Raw genomic sequence first — 16,717 nt, forward strand, 5'->3', positions numbered from 1 at the left:
CCCGCGCCCACCGAGCAGGATCCAACCACCGCCGCGGCCCAGAAGGAGACCCTGCCGACCTCCGGCAAGGAGCTCATGAACCGGATCCGCACGGGCGATCTCGGCTCGCTGCGCGTCCTCATCCTGCTGGCGATCGTGTGGGCGATCTTCCAGTCGCAGGAGAGCCGGTTCCTCAGCTCCACCAACATCGTCAACCTGTCGCTGCAGATCACGGCCGTCGGCCTGATCTCGGTCGGCGTGGTGCTCGTGCTGCTGCTCGGCGAGATCGACCTGTCGGTCGGTGCCGTCAGCGGACTCTGCGCCTCCATCGCCGCGGTGCTCTCCGTCAAGCACGGCTGGCCCGCGGGCGCGGCGATCGTCCTCGGTGGGCGTGGGGGTGGTGGCGCTCATCAGTGCGTTGCTCCTTGTGCCTTGCCGTTGCCTTCGCCCGCCAGGCCCGTGATGGCGGCGACGACACCCTCCTGCGTGGCGGTGGCCACGTCGAACTCCCCGCCCGCAGCGCCGAGACGCATGACGAAGAGGCGGTCGGCGACCTGGAAGAGGTCGGAGACGTTGTGGCTGATCACGATGACGCCCAGGCCGCGCGCCTTCAGGCGCTTGATCAGCGCCAGCACCTGCGCGGTCTGCGCCACGCCGAGCGCGGCGGTCGGCTCGTCGAGGATGACCATCTTCGGCTCGCCCAGCAGCGATCGCGCGATGGCAACCGACTGGCGCTGGCCACCGGACATGGCCCCGACCTCGCCGCGGACGGACTGGATCGTCGTCACCGACAGCTCGGCCAGCAGCTCGTTGGCCTTGTGCTCCATGGTGACCTCGTCCAGCAGACCGCTGGCGAGCACCTCGCGGCCGAGGTACAGGTTCTCGACCACATCGAGGTTGTCGCACAACGCGAGGTCCTGGTAGACCGTCGCGATGCCCAGGTGGGTGGCGTCCTGCGGGGTGGTCACCGATACCGGCTGACCCTCCCACAGGTATTCGCCCTCATCGCCCGGGTGGATGCCCGAGATGACTTTGACGAGCGTGGACTTGCCCGCGCCATTGTCACCGACGAGGCCAACGACCTCGCCGGGCATGACCCGGAAGTCCACGCCGTTCAGCGCACGAACGGCGCCGAACCTCTTGGTGATCCCCCGCATTTCGAGCAGGGGGGTGGTCTCTGCCATCTCGGGCTCTTCCTTTCCGGCTTCAGCTACCTACTGGATGCCGGCAGTCTTGCAGCCCGCCGCGAAGCGGCCGGTGCAGATCTCCGAGGCCTTCCAGAAGCCGTCCTTGATGATCGTGTCCTGGATGTTGTCGACGGTGACCGACACGGGGGTCAGGAGGACCGACGGGATGTCGGCCTGGCCGTTGTTGGTCTTGCCGTTGACGGTGGCGGCGTCGGGCGTCTTGCCCTGCGAGACGTCGTAGGCCAGCTGCGCGGCGGCTTCGGCCTCGGCCTTGATGGCCTTGTAGACCGTCATGTACTGCTCACCCGCGACGATGCGCTGCACGCCGGCGAGCTCCGCGTCCTGACCCGTGATCGGGATCTTCTTGGGGTCGACGCCGTTGGCCTTCATGGCCGCGATCGCTCCGCCGGCGGTGCCGTCGTTGGCGGCGTAGACGCCCACAAAGCCGCTCTTGCCGACGGCCGTGATCGCCTGCTCCATCTCGCTCTGGGCCTTGTCCGGCGACCAGTCGGGCGTGTCGTACTCCTTGGCGACCTTGAAACCGCTCTTGTCGATGACGCTGTGTGCGCCCTGCTTGAACAGCTTGGCGTTGTTGTCGGTCGGAGCGCCGTTGATCATCACGACCGAGCCGGACTTGCCGTCCTTCTTGAGCTTGTCCACGAGCGCCGTGCCCTGGAGGACGCCGACCTTCTCGTTGTCGAACGAGATGTAGTAGTCCAGATCCCCGGTGTTGAGGATCAGGCGGTCATACGAGACGACCGGGATCTTGGACTGCTTCGCGCGCGCGACGATCGCACCGGCGGACGCGCCGTCCACCGGATCGAGCACGAGCACGTTGGCGCCCTGCGTGATGGCCGCTTCAGCCTGCTGCTGCTGCTTGGCGGCGTCCTGGTCGGCGTTGGAGTAGATGATCTCGCAGTCCGGGCACAGCGTCTTCATCTTGTTGACGAAGTTCGGACGGTCCTGGGACTCGTACCGCGCCGTCTTGGACTCGGGCAGCAGCAGGGCGATCTTCTTCGCCTTGGCGCCGCTCGATGCGGCCGACGTCGACGCGCCGCTGCCGGTGTCGGTGCTGCTGTTGTTGTTGCTGCCACAGGCAGCGACACCCACTGAGAGGGCCACGGCGGCAAAGCCGGCGACCCATTTGGTACTACGCATATACACGCTCCTCCTCGAGGTGCAAGGGACAGGGATGGGGGAAGTCGGGTGGGTCACGCCTGCGCCTCGGCCAGGTGGTCGACGGGCGTGGCGAAGGTCTCGGCGTCCTGCAGCACCAGCGCCAGCGCGCCCAGTACCTGCGCGCGATCGCCGAGCGGCCCGTGGGCGATCTCGACGTCGTCGCCGGCGCTGCTGATCGCGTGCCGCTTGCACTCCTGGCGCAACGGGTCGAGCAGCACGGCGCCGCAGGCGGCCAGCTCACCGCCGACGACCACGCGGCTCGGGTTGAGCAGGTTGACGAGGTTGGCCACCGCGCGGCCGATGTGCCGCCCGGCGTCGGCGACGACCCGGCAGCAGGCGGGGTGGCCCTCGAGCGTGAGCTCGACCAGCTGGTTGAGCGTGAGGTCGTCGCCGAGGGTGGGGCGCAGCAGCTCGACGGTCGCGGCGCCGCTGGCCAGCGTCTCCAGGCAACCGCGGTTGGCGCACCGGCACACGGGGCCGTGCTCGTCGATGATCGTGTGGCCGATCTCGCCCGCGGTGCCGCCGACGCCGAGGTAGAGGCGGCCGTTCAGCACGAGCCCGGCGCCGATGCCGGTCGCGAGCTTGAGGTAGATCATGTCGTCGACGCCGGCGCCGGCGCCCCACACGTGCTCGGCGAGCGCGCCGAGGTTGGCGTCGTTGTCCACGCGCACGGGGAGGCCGAGCCGGTCGCTCATCGCGCGCGCGGCCGTGACCCCGACCCACCCCGGGAGGATCGAGGTCGAGCCGACCGTGCCGGTGTCGGCGTGGATCGGGCCCGGCAGGCCCATGCCGACGCCGAGGACGAGGCTGCGGTCAACGCCGGCCTCTTCGAGGGCGGTGTCGACGAGCTGGCTGGCGATCTCCAGGTCCGCGTCGGCGCGGTGGTCGCCGGGCAGCTCGCGGCGCATCTCGGCCAGGACGGTATGTCCGAGGTCCGCGATTGCCACGGTCACGTGGGTCTTGCCGAAGTCGACGCCGACGGCCGCGCCCGCACGCCGGTCGAGGGACACGAGCACGGGCGGCCGGCCGCCCTGGGCACCCGGAACGGAGCTGTGGTCGACCCGCTCGGCGACGAGACCCTCGCGGACGAGGTCGCCGATCAGCGAGGACACCGTGGTTCGCGAAAGACCCGTGCGGCGAGCGAGCTCGGCACGGCTGGTGATTCCTGCAACCCGAAGCGCGCTCAGCACGCGCCGCCGGTTCCGCTCGCGGAGGGATTCGAGCGACCCAGACCCTTCTTGACCCATCGGCTCGCGACCCTCTCACCTCGATGGGAGGTTTGTCAAGAGAAAGAACGAACTCGGTGGAACGATCGCAGTGCTTTGGCCACGATGCGGTCGAACCACCTCGTGCCATGGGTGGCGGATCTCCCCAACGGGCACGGCGCCCGCGGCGCCGGTCCTAGGCCGGCGCCGCCTGCGTCTGCAGCACGGCGTCGAGGAGACCCGGGAAGCGCGCCTCGAGGTCGTCGCGGCGCAGCGAGACGTGGCGGTGCGTCCCCTCGACGCGGGTGAAGGTCACGCCGGCCTCGCGCAGGGTCTTGAAGTGATGTGACCGCGTGGACTTGCTGATCCCGAGGTCCACGGCGCCGCAGACCTGCTCGCCCCCGGAGGCCAGCAGGCGCACGATCCTCAGGCGGATGGGGTCGCCGAGCGCCTGGAGCACGGTCGTGACGTCGAGGTCCTCGGTGGCAGGCTGGAAGATGTCCACGCGACATAGGCTAGCGGGTGGTTCGACACCGGTCGAACCTCTTGACGCGGTGCCTCTGGCGCCCGCCGCGGACGTCCTGGGCGCTGCCGCCTGATAGACCGTGGTCCATGTCCTCCGGAGCCTTCCTCATCGGTGGCGGCCGGGAGCCCGAGCAGGTGCTCCCGGCCCATCGCCCGTTCGTCGCCGCGTGCGCGGGCGGTCCGATCGCCTGCCTGATCGCCGACGAGGGCGAGGGCGTCGACGCCGACCGCTGGCGCACCACGCTGGTCGACGCGGGCGCCGACGACGAGGACGTCCGCGTCGTGGTGCTCTCGGCGCAGCGCGCGATCGCCGACGCGGACGTCGACGGCGTGGCCGGCATCTACGTCGCCGGCGGGCTGACGCCGCTGTACCTGGAGGTGCTGGCCGGCTGGCGCCCGCCCGCCGGCGTGCCGTACGCCGGCTTCTCGGCCGGCGCCGCGGTCGCCGCCGAGCAGGCGGTCGTCGGCGGCTGGCGCTCGGCCGACGGGCTGCCGGTGTGCCCGGAGGAGAGCGGTGAGGATCTCGACGTCGTCACCGTCCGGTCGGGCCTCGGCCTCGTGCCGTTCGCGATCGACGTCCACGCCGCGCAGTGGGGCACGCTGGGCCGCCTCGTCCACGTCGTGCAGGAGGGCCTCGCGCGCGAGGGCTGGGCGCTCGACGAGGGTGCGCTGCTGGTCGACGGCGAGATCCACGGCACCGGTGCCGCGTGGCACGTCGGCCCGGACGGCCGCGTCCGGCGCGTGGGCCCGAGCTAGGGGAACGCTGGCCCAGAGGGCCAGGTTCCCTTGCGGGTACTCGCCCAGGGGCTCGTACCCGCGGTCCAGTAGGGACCCGGCTCCTAGCGGCCGGGCTCGACCAGCGGCTCGCGGTCGCCGCGCTGCAGGCGCGAGTGGGTCCGGCCGTAGAGGCCGTAGATCGCCAGGCCGAGCACGAGCCAGACGCCGAAGCGCAGCCACGTGATGCCCTCGAGCCGGGTCATCAGGTAGATGCACAGCGCGATGCCGGCGAGCGGGAACCACGGCACGAAGGGCACCCGGAAGCCGCGCTCCATGTCGGGCTCGGTCCGGCGCAGCACGATCACGCCGATGTTGACCAGGACGAACGCGAAGAGCGTGCCGATGTTCACCAGCTTGGCGATCTCGGTCAGCGGGATGAACGCGGCCAGGAGCGCGATGGCCACGCCGAAGCTCACCGTGATGCGCACCGGGGTCCGGCGCGCCGACAGCTTGCCGTAGCCCCGTGGCAGGAGCCCGTCGCGGGTCATCGCGAACATGATCCGCGTCTGGCCGTAGAGGATCGTCAGGACCACCGAGGTGATGGCGACCAGCGCGCCCAGGCTCAGGACGTCGGCGGCCCAGCTGCCGTAGCCGCCGCCGATCTCCAGCGCGTCGGCCAGCGGGGCGGTCGAGCCGCCGAGCTCGGACGCCGGCGCGAGGCCGACGGTCACGAGCGCGACCACGACGTAGAGGAACGTCGCGATGACCAGTGAGCCGATGATCGCCACGGGCAGGTCGCGCTGCGGCTTCTCGGCCTCCTCGCCGGAGGTCGAGACCGCGTCGAAGCCGATGTAGGCGAAGAAGATCAGCGCCGCGGCGTCCACCACGCCGGAGAAGCCGTGGGTGGCGAAGGGGGAGAAGCCGCCGGCGCCGCCACCCTCGTGGAACAGGAGCGCGTAGCCGCCGAGGATGACGAAGAGGATCAGGACCACGAGCTTGAAGGCGACCATCGCCGTGTTCGTCCGGGTGCTCTCGCGCACGCCGACGCACAGCAGCGCGGCGATCGCGAGGACGAGGACGACCGCCGGGAGGTTGAACGTGCCGCCGTCGCCCGGCGCCTTGGAGATCGCGTCGGGCAGATGGACCCCGATCAGCGAGTCCAGCAGCGACTGGAGGTAGCCGCCCCAGCCCACGGCGATCGCCGCGACCGACACGCCGTACTCCAGGATGAGGTCCCAGCCGATGATCCAGGCGACCAGCTCGCCGAGCGTCGCGTACGAGTAGGTGTAGGCCGAGCCCGAGACCGGGATCGTCGACGCGAGCTCGGAGTAGCTCAGCGCGCTGAACACGCACGTGATCGCCGCGAGCGCGAAGCTCAGGACGATGGCGGGACCGCTGAGGCCGATCGCCTCGCCGATGATCACGAAGATGCCGGTGCCGATGATGGCGCCCAGGCCCATCGCGGTCAGGCTGACCGCGCCGACCGCCTTGCGCAGGCCCCCGTCGTCGCCGGTCTCGGCGACGAGCTGGTGGGCCGGCTTGCGGGCGAAGGGCCCGCTGCGGGGAGCCGCGGTCGTGCCGCCGTTCCCCGATCCGCGCCGTCCGCCTGCCGCCGCCGGCATGGCGGGGGTGTTTCCGAGCGCCCGGGCCGTCAAACCGGACCGGGGCGGCGGCTACGCTGAACGGATGCCGCCCTTCCGCCTCGACGCCGCCTACAGCCCGATGGCCGACCAGCCGCAGGCGATCGACGGGATCGTCGAGGCGCTCGGCGCCGGCGTGCCGATGACGACCCTGCTCGGCGCGACGGGGACGGGCAAGACGATGACGATGGCCTCGGTGATCGAGCGCGTGCAGCGTCCGACGCTCGTGATGGCCCACAACAAGACGCTGGCCGCGCAGCTGTGCAACGAGTTCCGCAGCTACTTCCCCGACAACGCGGTCGAGTACTTCGTCTCCTACTACGACTACTACCAGCCCGAGGCGTACGTCCCGAGCAAGGACCTCTACATCGAGAAGGACTCGGCGATCAACGAGGAGATCGACCGGCTGCGCCACGCGGCGACGGCGGCGCTCTTCGGCCGGCGCGACGTGATCATCGTGGCGTCGGTGTCGGCGATCTTCGGCCTCGGCTCGCCGGAGACCTACAACGACAACCTGGTGATCCTCAAGAAGGGCGCCGAGGTCGACCGCGACCTGCTCCTGCGCAAGCTCGTCACGATCCAGTACACCCGCAACGACCAGGCGCTCGGCCGCGGCTCGTTCCGCGTGCGCGGCGAGGCCCTTGAGATCTTCCCGGCGTACTCCGAGCGCACCGCCTACCGGGCGACGTTCTTCGGCGACGAGGTCGAGTCGCTGCAGGAGTTCGACCCGCTCACCGGCGAGCTCGTGCACGGCGACATGGAGCACGTCGGCGTCTGGCCGGCGTCGCACTACAACGTGCGCGAGGGCACGGTGGACCGCGCGGTCGAGGAGATCGGGCGCGAGCTGAACCATCGCACGGCCGAGCTCGAAGCCGAGGGCAAGCTGCTCGAGAGCCACCGCCTCCGCCAGCGCACGCAGTACGACATGGAGATGCTGCGGGAGATGGGCTTCTGCAACGGCATCGAGAACTACTCGCGCATCCTGGACGGCCGCATGCCCGGCGACCGGCCGTACTGCCTGATCGACTACTTCCCCGACGACTTCGTGTGCATGATCGACGAGTCGCACCAGACGGTGCCCCAGATCGGCGGCATGTACGAGGGCGACCGCTCGCGCAAGGCCACGCTCATCGACTACGGCTTCCGGCTGCCGAGCGCGCTGGACAACCGCCCGCAGCGCTTCGAGGAGTTCCTCTCGATCACGCCGCAGATGCTGTTCGTCTCGGCGACGCCGGGCACCTACGAGCGCGCGCACGCCGGCGCGACGGTCGAGCAGATCGTCCGGCCCACGGGGATCATCGACCCGCACGTCGACGTGCGGCCCACGCGCAACCAGATCGACGACCTCATGAACGAGGTCCGCGAGCGCGTCGAGCGCAACGAGCGCATCCTCGTCACCACGCTCACCAAGAAGATGAGCGAGGACCTGACCGACTACCTGCTCGAGATGGGGTTCAAGGTCCGCTACCTGCACTCCGAGGTCGACACGCTCGAGCGGATCCAGATCATCCGCGACCTGCGACTGGGCGAGTACGACGTGCTGGTCGGCGTGAACCTGCTGCGTGAGGGACTCGACCTCCCGGAGGTCTCCCTGGTGGCGATCCTCGACGCCGACAAGGAGGGCTTCCTGCGCGGGGAGACGTCGCTGATCCAGACGATCGGCCGCGCCGCCCGCAACGTCGACGGCACGGTGATCATGTACGCCGACAAGGAGACCGCGGCGATGAAGGCGGCGCTGTCGGAGACCGACCGCCGCCGGGCGATCCAGCTCAAGTACAACGAGGACCACGGCATCACCGCCGCCTCGATCGTCAAGGGCATCAGCGACATGTCGGAGTTCCTGCAGGGCGAGAGCAAGACGCCCAAGGGCAGGCGCCGCAGCGATCGCAAGAAGGTCAAGACCGAGTCGATGACCTCCGACGAGCTCGACAAGACCATCATCGAGCTCGAGCAGGAGATGGTCGAGGCGGCCGAGGACCTGCGCTTCGAGTACGCCGCACGGCTGCGCGACGAGATCCGGGAGCTGCGGCGCGACCTGCGGCAGCTGACCGACATGGAGGCGCCGGCGTAGCGTCCCGGTCGATGCTCGCCGAGGCGCTGCTTCAGTGGTACGCCCGCGAGGCGCGGGATCTGCCGTGGCGGCGCACGCGGGATCCGTACGCGATCCTCGTCAGCGAGGTGATGCTGCAGCAGACGCAGGTGGCGCGGGTCGTTCCGCGCTATCTCGCCTGGCTGGAGCGCTGGCCGACGGCCGCGGCGCTGGCCGCCGCGCCGGTGGCCGACGTGCTCGCGGCGTGGGTCGGCCTCGGCTACAACCGGCGCGCGCTGCGGCTGCGCGCGGCGTGCGCGGTGGTGGCGCGGGACGGGTGGCCGGCGGAGCTGCGGTCGCTGCCGGGCATCGGGCCCTACACCGCCGCCGCGGTGGGCGCCTTCGCCTTCGGGCGCGACGAGCTGCCGGTCGACACCAACGTCGCCCGGGTCCTGGAGCGCACGGGCTGGACGCCGGCGCACACGCCGCCCGAGCTCGGGCAGGCCGTCATGGAGCTGGGCGCCGTCGTGTGCCGCGCGCGCGAGGCCGCATGCCCGGTCTGCCCGGTCGCGAGCGGGTGCGCGTCGGCGGGTGCGGTCGTCGTGGGGCCGCGGGGCCGGCCCGGCGACGGCACGCGGCGCGAACGCTTCGAGGACTCCAACCGGTGGGTGCGCGGACGGGTGGTCGAGGCCCTCGCGGCCGGGGCGGACCTGCCCGCCGGGATCGAGCTGGAGCGCCTGGAGCTGGCCATCGAGGGGCTCGTGCGCGACGGGCTCGTGGAGCGTGGCGCGGATGGGCTCAGCCTGCCGTCGTGATCGCTCGTGGGCCGCGCGGAAACGTTCACCGGTAATCCCGTCCGGCGAACGTCCCCGCGCGACCCACTAGGGTTCGCGGCATGGCCCTGGACCGTCAGACCATCGAGAAGCGCGACTTCCCCATCGGGCGCCGGGGCTATGAGCCCGAGGCCGTGGACGCGCACCTGGCCCGTGTCGCCGAGGAGGTCGAGCAGCTGCGCCGCGGCGCCGCGGGCGGCTCCGCCAAGAGCAGCCCGGCCTCGATCGCGCAGGCCGCCTCCGAGCAGGTCCGGTCGATCGTCGAGGCCGCCGAGTCGAGCGCCGCGGCGATCGAGCAGGGCGCGCGGGACGAGGCGCAGCGCATCCGCGAGGACGCCGAGGCCGACGCGCGACAGACGCGCGAGGAGGCCGTCGGCCAGAGCCAGGAGCACGTCGACAAGGTCCGTCAGTCGACCACGCAGATGCTGCAGCGCGTGGATGCGATGGACTCCGAGCTGGCCGGTCTGGTCGAGAGCCTGCGGACCGGTGCGAACCGCCTCACCGCTGACCTGTCGCTGCTCGAGGACGGCATGAGCGACCTGTACGACGCCGCGGGACGCGAGCGTCCGGCCGCGGGCCCGCGCGTGGTCGAGTCGGTGCCGCTGGCCGTCGTCGCCGACGAGCCGGAGCCCGCCGCGGACGCGGACGCGGACGCGCCGCTCGGCGACGAGACGGTCGTCGAGGAGGTCGCGGTCGCCGAGGTGCTCGAGGTCGAGCCCGCCGAGGACGCTGCGCCCGACGGGGCCGATGCCGACGTCGACGGTGCCCGGCTGGTCGCCCTCAACATGGCGCTCAACGGCACCCCGCGCGCCGAGACCGACGAGTACCTGGCCGAGAACTTCGACCTCGCCGACCGCGCCGGGCTGCTCGACGAGGTCTACGCGACGGTCGGGTCCTGACCGCGGCCCGCAACTCCCGCGCTCCCGAGGCGTTCGGAGCCCTGATGCTCCGTCTGCTCGCGTTCCTGCTCCTGTCGGCCGTGCTGCTGCTGGCCCCGGCCGTCGCCACGCCCGCCGACGCCGCCACGCCGAAGGGCTTCTTCGGCGTCATGGTCAACGGTCCGCTGGACGACCCCGCGGTGGACCTCGACGCGCAGGCCGCCGACATGAAGGCGGCCGGCGTGCAGTCCTGGCGCGTCGAGCTGGCGTGGGACGTGATCGAGCCGGCGCCCGGGCAGTACTCGTGGGCGGCGACCGACCGCAAGGTGCTGGCTGCGGCGCGGGCCGGGATCGACGTGCTCGGCCTCGCCGTCCGAGCGCCGGCGTGGGCCAACGGCGGCTCGGTCGACCCGTTCGTGCCGCCGGCCAGGCCGGCCGACTTCGCGGCGTACCTGCGGGCGCTGATCGGCCGCTACGGGCCGTCGGGGTCGCTGTGGACCGAGCATCCCGAGGTCCCCAGGCGCGCGGTCCGCACGTGGGAGATCTGGAACGAGCCGAACCTCAAGGACTACTTCCGCGCGCAGCCGTTCGCCAAGCCGTACGCGGCGCTGCTGCGGGCCTCCTATCCGGCCGTCAAGGGCGCGGATCCCGGCGCGACCGTGTTGATGGCGTCGATGGCCAACTACTCGTGGCGCGACCTGGCCACGCTCCTGAAGGTGTCCGGCCCGAAGCTGCGCTTCGACGCGGCGGGCGCGCACCCGTTCAGCGGCCGGCCGTCCAACGCGCTGAAGATCGTGCGGCTCAACCGCGAGGCGCTCGACCACCACGGGTACTCGCGCGTGCCGATGTGGCTGACGGAGCTGACCTGGTCGTCGGCCAAGGGCAAGAAGACGCCGCTGACGCAGAACTGGGAGACCACGGAGTCCGGGCAGGCCCAGCGCCTGCGCGAGATCTACGGGCTGCTGCTCCGCGACCGTCAGAAGCTCAAGCTGGCGCGGGTGTTCTGGTACACGTGGGCGACGGTCGACAACGGCTCGCAGAACTCGTTCGACTACTCCGGCCTGCGCACGGCGCTGCCGGGCGGCGGCTTCCGCGACAAGCCCGCGCTGAGCGCGTTCCGCACGGTCGTCAAGGGCGCCGCCGGCGGCTGAGCCTCGCGCCGTGCGGGGGCGAAGTCCGCGCGCCGTGGGAACGTCTGTTCGCCTGGCTACACTCGGACGACCGTGCCGCCGAAGAACGCAATCGTCGTCTCCGGCGCCCGTGAGCACAACCTCAAGGGCGTCGATGTCACCCTGCCGCGAGATGCCCTGACGGTCATCACGGGCCTGTCGGGATCGGGCAAGTCGTCACTCGCCTTCGACACCATCTACGCCGAGGGTCAGCGGCGCTACGTCGAGTCGCTCTCGGCGTACGCGCGCCAGTTCCTCGGGCAGATGGACAAGCCCGACGTCGACTCGATCGAGGGCCTGTCGCCCGCGATCTCGATCGACCAGAAGACCACGTCGCGCAACCCGCGGTCGACGGTCGGCACCGTCACCGAGATCTACGACTACCTGCGCCTGCTCTGGTCGCGCATCGGCCATCCCCACTGCCACATCTGCGGCAAGCCCGTGCAGGGCCAGTCGGCCGAGCAGATCATCGACCAGGTGATGGAGTACCCCGAGGGCGAGCGGTTCATGGTCCTCGCGCCGGTAGTGCGCGGTCGCAAGGGGGAGTACGGCAAGGCGTTCAAGGGGCTGCTGTCGGAGGGCTTCCAGCGCGCCAAGGTCGACGGCGAGCTGCGGATGCTCGACGAGGAGATCGTCCTCGACAAGAAGTTCAAGCACGACATCTCGGTGGTCGTCGACCGGCTGGTGATGCGCCCTGAGGTGCGCAAGCGGCTGGCGGACTCGATCGAGACGGCGGTCGCGCTGGCCGACGGCATGGTGGAGATCGAGACGGTGCCGAAGGGAGACTCGTCCCAGCCACCCGTCGTCACCCTCTACAGCGAGAAGTTCGCCTGCCCCGACCACGGCCCGGTCATCCCCGAGCTCGAGCCGCGCATCTTCTCCTTCAACTCGCCGCACGGCGCGTGCGAGCGCTGCACCGGCCTCGGGTCCCAGATGGAGATCGACCCGCTGATGGTCGTCCCGGATCCGTCGCTGTCGCTCGGCGAGGGCGCGATCGCCCCGTGGGCCAACAGCGCGTCGAACTACTACGAGCAGATCACCGAGGCGATCGCCGAGAAGTACGACGTCGACATGGAGATGCCCTGGGGGCAGCTCCCGGCCAAGCTCCAGGACCTCTTCCTGCACGGCACCAACGGCGACCGCATCGACATCTCCTACCGCAACCGCTACGGCCGGCGGCGCGCGTACTCCACGCGCTTCGAGGGGATCATCACCAACCTCGAGCGCCGCTATCGCGAGACGGACTCCGAGGGCGTCCGGGAGAAGATCGAGGAGTACATGTCGCTCGTGCCGTGCCCCGTGTGCAAGGGCGCGCGGCTGCGGCCCGAGTCGCGGGCGGTGCTCGTCGGCGGCATGGCGCTGCACGAGTTCAGCGCCTTCTCGGTCCGCCGGGCGATGGCGTGGCTCGACGAGGTCGACCTGTCGGAGACCGAGCGCCACATCGCGCGGCTGATCTTCCGTGAGATCCGCGAGCGCCTGCAGTTCCTGGAGAACGTCGGGATCGGCTACCTGTCGATGGATCGCGCGGCGGCGACGCTGTCGGGCGGCGAGGCCCAGCGGATCCGCCTGGCGACGCAGATCGGGTCGGCGCTGGTGGGCGTGCTGTACGTGCTCGACGAGCCGTCGATCGGCCTGCATCAGCGCGACAACAGCAAGCTGATCGGGACGCTCGAGCGCCTCCGCGACCTGGGCAACACCGTGCTCGTCGTCGAGCACGACGAGCAGACGATGCACGCGGCCGACCACCTCATCGACATGGGGCCGGGCGCCGGCGAGCACGGCGGCAAGGTCGTCGCCCAGGGCACCGCCAAGCAGGTCATGAAGGTCAAGTCCTCGCTGACCGGGCAGTTCCTGGCGGGCACGCGGACGATCGACGTGCCGGCCAAGCGGCGCACGCCGAGCGGCTACGTCGAGATCCGCGGCGCGTCGCAGCACAACCTCAAGAAGGTCGACGTCAAGGTGCCGCTGGGCGTCATGACGTGCGTCACCGGGGTCTCGGGGTCGGGCAAGTCCACGCTGGTCAACGAGGTGCTCTTCAAGGCGGTGGCCAACAAGCTGCACCGCGCGCGCCAGCGGCCGGGCGCCCACACCGCGGTGCTGGGCCTGGACCAGGTCGACAAGATCATCCAGATCGACCAGTCGCCGATCGGCCGGACGCCGCGCTCGAACCCCGCGACCTACACGGGCCTGTTCGACGTCATCCGCGACCTGTTCAGCAAGACCCAAGAGGCCCGGACCCGCGGCTACAAGCCGGGGCGGTTCTCCTTCAACGTCAAGGGCGGGCGCTGTGAGGTCTGCCGCGGCGACGGGCAGATCAAGATCGAGATGCACTTCCTCCCGGACGTGTACGTGCCGTGCGAGCAGTGCCACGGCAAGCGCTACAACCGCGAGACGCTCGAGGTCCGGTTCAAGGGCAAGACGATCGCCGACGTGCTCGACATGCCGGTCGAGGAGGCCGTCGAGTTCTTCCAGCACATCCCGAAGATCCATCGCCGGCTGGAGACGCTGCGCGACGTGGGCCTCGGCTACATCCGGCTGGGCCAGCCGGCGACCACGCTGTCGGGCGGCGAGGCACAGCGGATCAAGCTCGCGACCGAGCTGTCGAAGATCGCGACGGGGCGGACGCTGTATATCCTCGACGAGCCCACCACGGGCCTGCACTTCGCCGACGTCCAGCGGCTGCTGGAGGTGCTGCAGCGCCTGGTCGAGGCGGGGAACTCGATCGTGGTGATCGAGCACAACCTCGACGTCATCAAGACGGCCGACCGGATCGTCGACATGGGGCCGGAGGGTGGCGAGGAAGGCGGCATGGTGGTCGCGGTCGGCACGCCCGAGGAGGTCGCCGGCACGCCCGGGTCGCACACCGGCGAGTTCCTCGCGGGCCTGGTGACGCCGAAGGCGGCCAAGGGGCCGAGGAAGCCGCGGGCGCGGACCCGGAAGGTGCCGGCGGCGGCGTAAGAGCGTTGGCGGCGCCGGGCGCCAGTGCCGAGGATCTGCTGACGCCCGCGGGGCCGGCGACGGTGCGGGGTCAGTGGATCGGGCCGCAGACGGCGGAGGGGCGGGGGCCGGCGGTCGTGGTGGGGTGGACGGTGACCGTCGGACCAGGTGGCAGCGCCGGGCCGGTGCGGCTGCAGCTCGCCGGCGGCGGCGACCGCGCGACGGTGTCGGCCGCGTCGCCGGCCGAGGCCCTGCCGGCCGCGGCCGGGACCTACACGTTCGCGATCCCGCCCGGGCGCGGGCTGCGGTTGCCGTCCGGCCGGTTCGGCAGCCTCGCCGTCGCGCAGGAGGTCGGTGGCCACGCGATCCTCCGTTCGGTGCCGGCTCGGCCCGAGTTGGGTGAGCTCGGCGACCCTGCGCGGTTGAGCCTGGTGGACGTCTTCCGGCCCGCGCTGGCCGACGATGCCCGCGACGTGCCCTACGCCGAGCGGCGCTCCGGCCAGGAGCTGGCGGTGGCCGTGACGACCGAGCGCGACGCCGATCAGGACGGCCTCGGCGACCAGACCCAGGACGCCGGCGACCTCCGGATCGTCACGGCCCGGATCGCCGAGTACCGGCCCGACCGCGCGCTCGTGGTCGCGCGGGTGCGCAACGCCGGCACGACGGTGCGCGACGCGCCGGCGCTCGACGTCCCGGGCCACGGCTGGTTCCCGTGCGACGCCGGTTCGTGCGCGCGGGCTCGGCCGCTCGCTCCGGGCGCCGAGGTCGAGATGAGCCGGTGGGTCGACCTGCGCGCCGGTCCGCCGGTGCGCGTGCAGGTCGGCGCCGAGGGCCCGGACGCGACCCCGGCCGACAACGTCGCCGATCTCGCGCCGTTCCTGCGGCTGGTCGGTCCGTCTCGCGCCGTGGCCCGTGGCGGCGGGCTGCGCATGCTCGTGAGCACGAGCCGCGCCGGCGCCGTCAGGCTCGCGGTCCGCGCCGGCGGCGTGGACTTCGGCCGCACCCTGCGCTTCCCGCGCGCCGGGCGGATCACCGCGGCGATCGTGCCGGCCCGGGCGGCGGACCGCCGGCTCCTGGCGGCCGCGCTCCGGCGTCCCGGCAAGCTGATGGCGATCGTCACCGCCGCGCAGGACGGCGGCACCGCCGCGCTGCGCGTGAAGCTCTGACGCGCAGCCGCGGCCGCCCGCAGCACGTACGAGCCCTTGGCGGGCGCCCAGCGTCGAGGGACGACTGAACCGCGATAGTCGCGGTTGAGTCGTCCCTCGACGCCGCCGGGGTGGCCGTGGGCGCTGTCAGCCGCCGAAGCGGGAGCGGAGGGCCATGACGTTGGCGACGTACTGGCGGGTCTCGGGCAGCATGCCGATGCGGCGGACCGAGCCGAGGCCCTGGTAGTAGGCGGCGACGGCGGTCGCCGGATCGCCCGTGTTGCGCAGCAGGTGGGCGAGCAGGATCGAGCCGGCGCGGACGTTGTCGTTCGGCGAGGCCGGGTCGAGCTGGCCGGCGCCGAGGTTGTGCTGGACGTAGTCCCAGCTGCTCGGGATGACCTGCATGATGCCGCGCGCGTTGGCGACGCTGACCATGTTGTTGTTGAAGCCGCTCTCCTGCCAGGCGATCGCGGTGGCCAGCGAGGCGGGGGCGCCGTTCTGGCCGGCGATCGAGCCGATCTGGGACGCGCTGAGGCGCCCGCCGCCGGCGACGGTGCTGGGCGCGGTGGGCGTCGAGGAGGGCGTGCTCGCGGTGCTCGTGGCGGGGACGACCGCCGACGGCGTCCCGGCCGGGATCCGCAGGCGCGTGCCGGCGATGACGAACGAGTTGGGCGTCAGGCCGTTGGCGGCGGCCAGCGCGGCGGGGGTGAGGCCGTTGGCGGCGGCGATGCCGCTGAGCGTGTCACCGGGGACGACGTAGTGGCCGCCTCGGCTGGTGGTCGCGCTGGCCGTCGTGGTGGCGGGCGCGGTCGCGCTGGTCGATGTGCTGCCCGCCGTGGAGCTGCCGGGGGCCGGGAGCCGCAGTGAGGTGCCGGCGATCAGGACGCCCTGCGGGTCGATCCCGTTGGCCGCGGCGAGCTGGGCGAGGCCGACGCCGTGCTCGGTCGCGATGGCGCTCAGCGAGTCGCCGAGGCGCACGCGGTAGCCGCCGAGCGGTGCGGGGACCGGCGCGGCCGTGGTGGTGGCCGGGGTGGAGGCCGCGGCGACGGTGCCGCGCGGCGGAACCGACAGCGACCGGCCGGCGATGACGAACGCATCGGCGGGCAGCCCGTTGGCGGCGGCCAGCGCCTGCGGCGACAGGCCGTTGGCGGCGGCGATCCCCGACAGCGTCTCGCCCGGCACGACGAGATGTGACACGTTCGCCTGCGCGGCGGCAGGGACCAACGTGGACAACAGGAGAGCCGCAAGGACCGGAAGGCGGAAAGGCATGGCCTTCACCTTGCCTTGCTCTGAC

Annotated in this window: 13 protein-coding genes and 1 pseudogene; 7 read left to right on the forward strand and 7 right to left on the reverse strand. The window is 71.7% G+C overall.

Features of this window, described 5'->3' with window-relative positions; all coding sequences use genetic code 11:
• From VK501_RS02925 to VK501_RS02945, 5 genes and pseudogenes are all read right to left on the reverse strand, one after another.
• Window positions 1-390 (reverse strand): annotated as a pseudogene (locus VK501_RS02925) (hypothetical protein); the annotation flags it as partial.
• On the reverse strand, window positions 390-1,163 hold the full coding sequence (locus VK501_RS02930; RefSeq protein ID WP_324334465.1) for an ATP-binding cassette domain-containing protein: 774 nt from the start codon (window positions 1,161-1,163) through the stop codon (window positions 390-392). The pseudogene VK501_RS02925 and the gene VK501_RS02930, both read right to left, overlap by 1 nt.
• Window positions 1,164-1,193: 30 nt before the next feature.
• Window positions 1,194-2,324 (reverse strand): sugar ABC transporter substrate-binding protein, encoded by a 1,131-nt coding sequence (locus tag VK501_RS02935; RefSeq protein WP_414641037.1) that lies wholly within the window; start codon window positions 2,322-2,324, stop codon window positions 1,194-1,196.
• 53 nt (window positions 2,325-2,377) lie between these two features.
• Window positions 2,378-3,592 carry an ROK family transcriptional regulator gene (locus tag VK501_RS02940; protein ID WP_324334469.1) on the reverse strand — a complete coding sequence of 405 codons (1,215 nt, stop codon included), beginning with the start codon at window positions 3,590-3,592 and terminating at the stop codon, window positions 2,378-2,380.
• Window positions 3,593-3,746: 154 nt separating this feature from the next.
• A complete protein-coding gene (locus VK501_RS02945) occupies window positions 3,747-4,055 on the reverse strand; it encodes a metalloregulator ArsR/SmtB family transcription factor (RefSeq protein WP_324334471.1) in 309 nt (102 codons plus the stop codon).
• A 107-nt stretch (window positions 4,056-4,162) separates the two neighbouring features.
• Here VK501_RS02945 and VK501_RS02950 point away from each other — a divergent pair, with 107 nt between their 5' ends.
• Window positions 4,163-4,831 carry a hypothetical protein gene (locus tag VK501_RS02950; RefSeq protein ID WP_324334473.1) on the forward strand — a complete coding sequence of 223 codons (669 nt, stop codon included), beginning with the start codon at window positions 4,163-4,165 and terminating at the stop codon, window positions 4,829-4,831.
• 83 nt (window positions 4,832-4,914) lie between these two features.
• Here VK501_RS02950 and VK501_RS02955 read toward each other — a convergent pair whose 3' ends face one another.
• Window positions 4,915-6,414 carry an amino acid permease gene (locus VK501_RS02955; protein ID WP_324334475.1) on the reverse strand — a complete coding sequence of 500 codons (1,500 nt, stop codon included), beginning with the start codon at window positions 6,412-6,414 and terminating at the stop codon, window positions 4,915-4,917.
• Between the two features lie 64 nt (window positions 6,415-6,478).
• Here VK501_RS02955 and uvrB point away from each other — a divergent pair, with 64 nt between their 5' ends.
• The 6 genes from uvrB (at window position 6,479) to VK501_RS02985 (ending at window position 15,444) form a co-directional block, all read left to right on the forward strand.
• Entirely contained in the window at window positions 6,479-8,503 is a 2,025-nt protein-coding gene (gene uvrB / locus VK501_RS02960) for an excinuclease ABC subunit UvrB (protein ID WP_324334477.1), read from the forward strand.
• An 11-nt stretch (window positions 8,504-8,514) separates the two neighbouring features.
• On the forward strand, window positions 8,515-9,276 hold the full coding sequence (locus VK501_RS02965) for an A/G-specific adenine glycosylase (protein ID WP_324334479.1): 762 nt from the start codon (window positions 8,515-8,517) through the stop codon (window positions 9,274-9,276).
• Window positions 9,277-9,356: 80 nt separating this feature from the next.
• Window positions 9,357-10,193, forward strand: coding sequence for a DivIVA domain-containing protein (locus VK501_RS02970; RefSeq protein ID WP_324334481.1), 837 nt, complete (start codon window positions 9,357-9,359; stop codon window positions 10,191-10,193).
• A gap of 44 nt (window positions 10,194-10,237) precedes the next feature.
• The gene (locus tag VK501_RS02975) at window positions 10,238-11,323 is read left to right on the forward strand and encodes a hypothetical protein (protein WP_324334483.1); all 1,086 of its coding nucleotides are present in this window, start codon (window positions 10,238-10,240) and stop codon (window positions 11,321-11,323) included.
• Window positions 11,324-11,395: 72 nt separating this feature from the next.
• A complete protein-coding gene (gene uvrA / locus VK501_RS02980; RefSeq protein WP_324334485.1) occupies window positions 11,396-14,299 on the forward strand; it encodes an excinuclease ABC subunit UvrA in 2,904 nt (967 codons plus the stop codon).
• 131 nt (window positions 14,300-14,430) lie between these two features.
• Entirely contained in the window at window positions 14,431-15,444 is a 1,014-nt protein-coding gene (locus VK501_RS02985) for a hypothetical protein (protein WP_324334487.1), read from the forward strand.
• 126 nt (window positions 15,445-15,570) lie between these two features.
• Here the strand turns inward: VK501_RS02985 and VK501_RS02990 are convergent, their stop codons facing one another.
• Window positions 15,571-16,692, reverse strand: coding sequence for a LysM peptidoglycan-binding domain-containing protein (locus VK501_RS02990; RefSeq protein WP_324334489.1), 1,122 nt, complete (start codon window positions 16,690-16,692; stop codon window positions 15,571-15,573).
• Window positions 16,693-16,717: the final 25 nt, after the last annotated feature.

Origin of the sequence: Baekduia sp. (genome assembly GCF_035318805.1) — a bacterium.
Classification (GTDB): Bacteria; Actinomycetota; Thermoleophilia; order Solirubrobacterales; family Solirubrobacteraceae; genus Baekduia.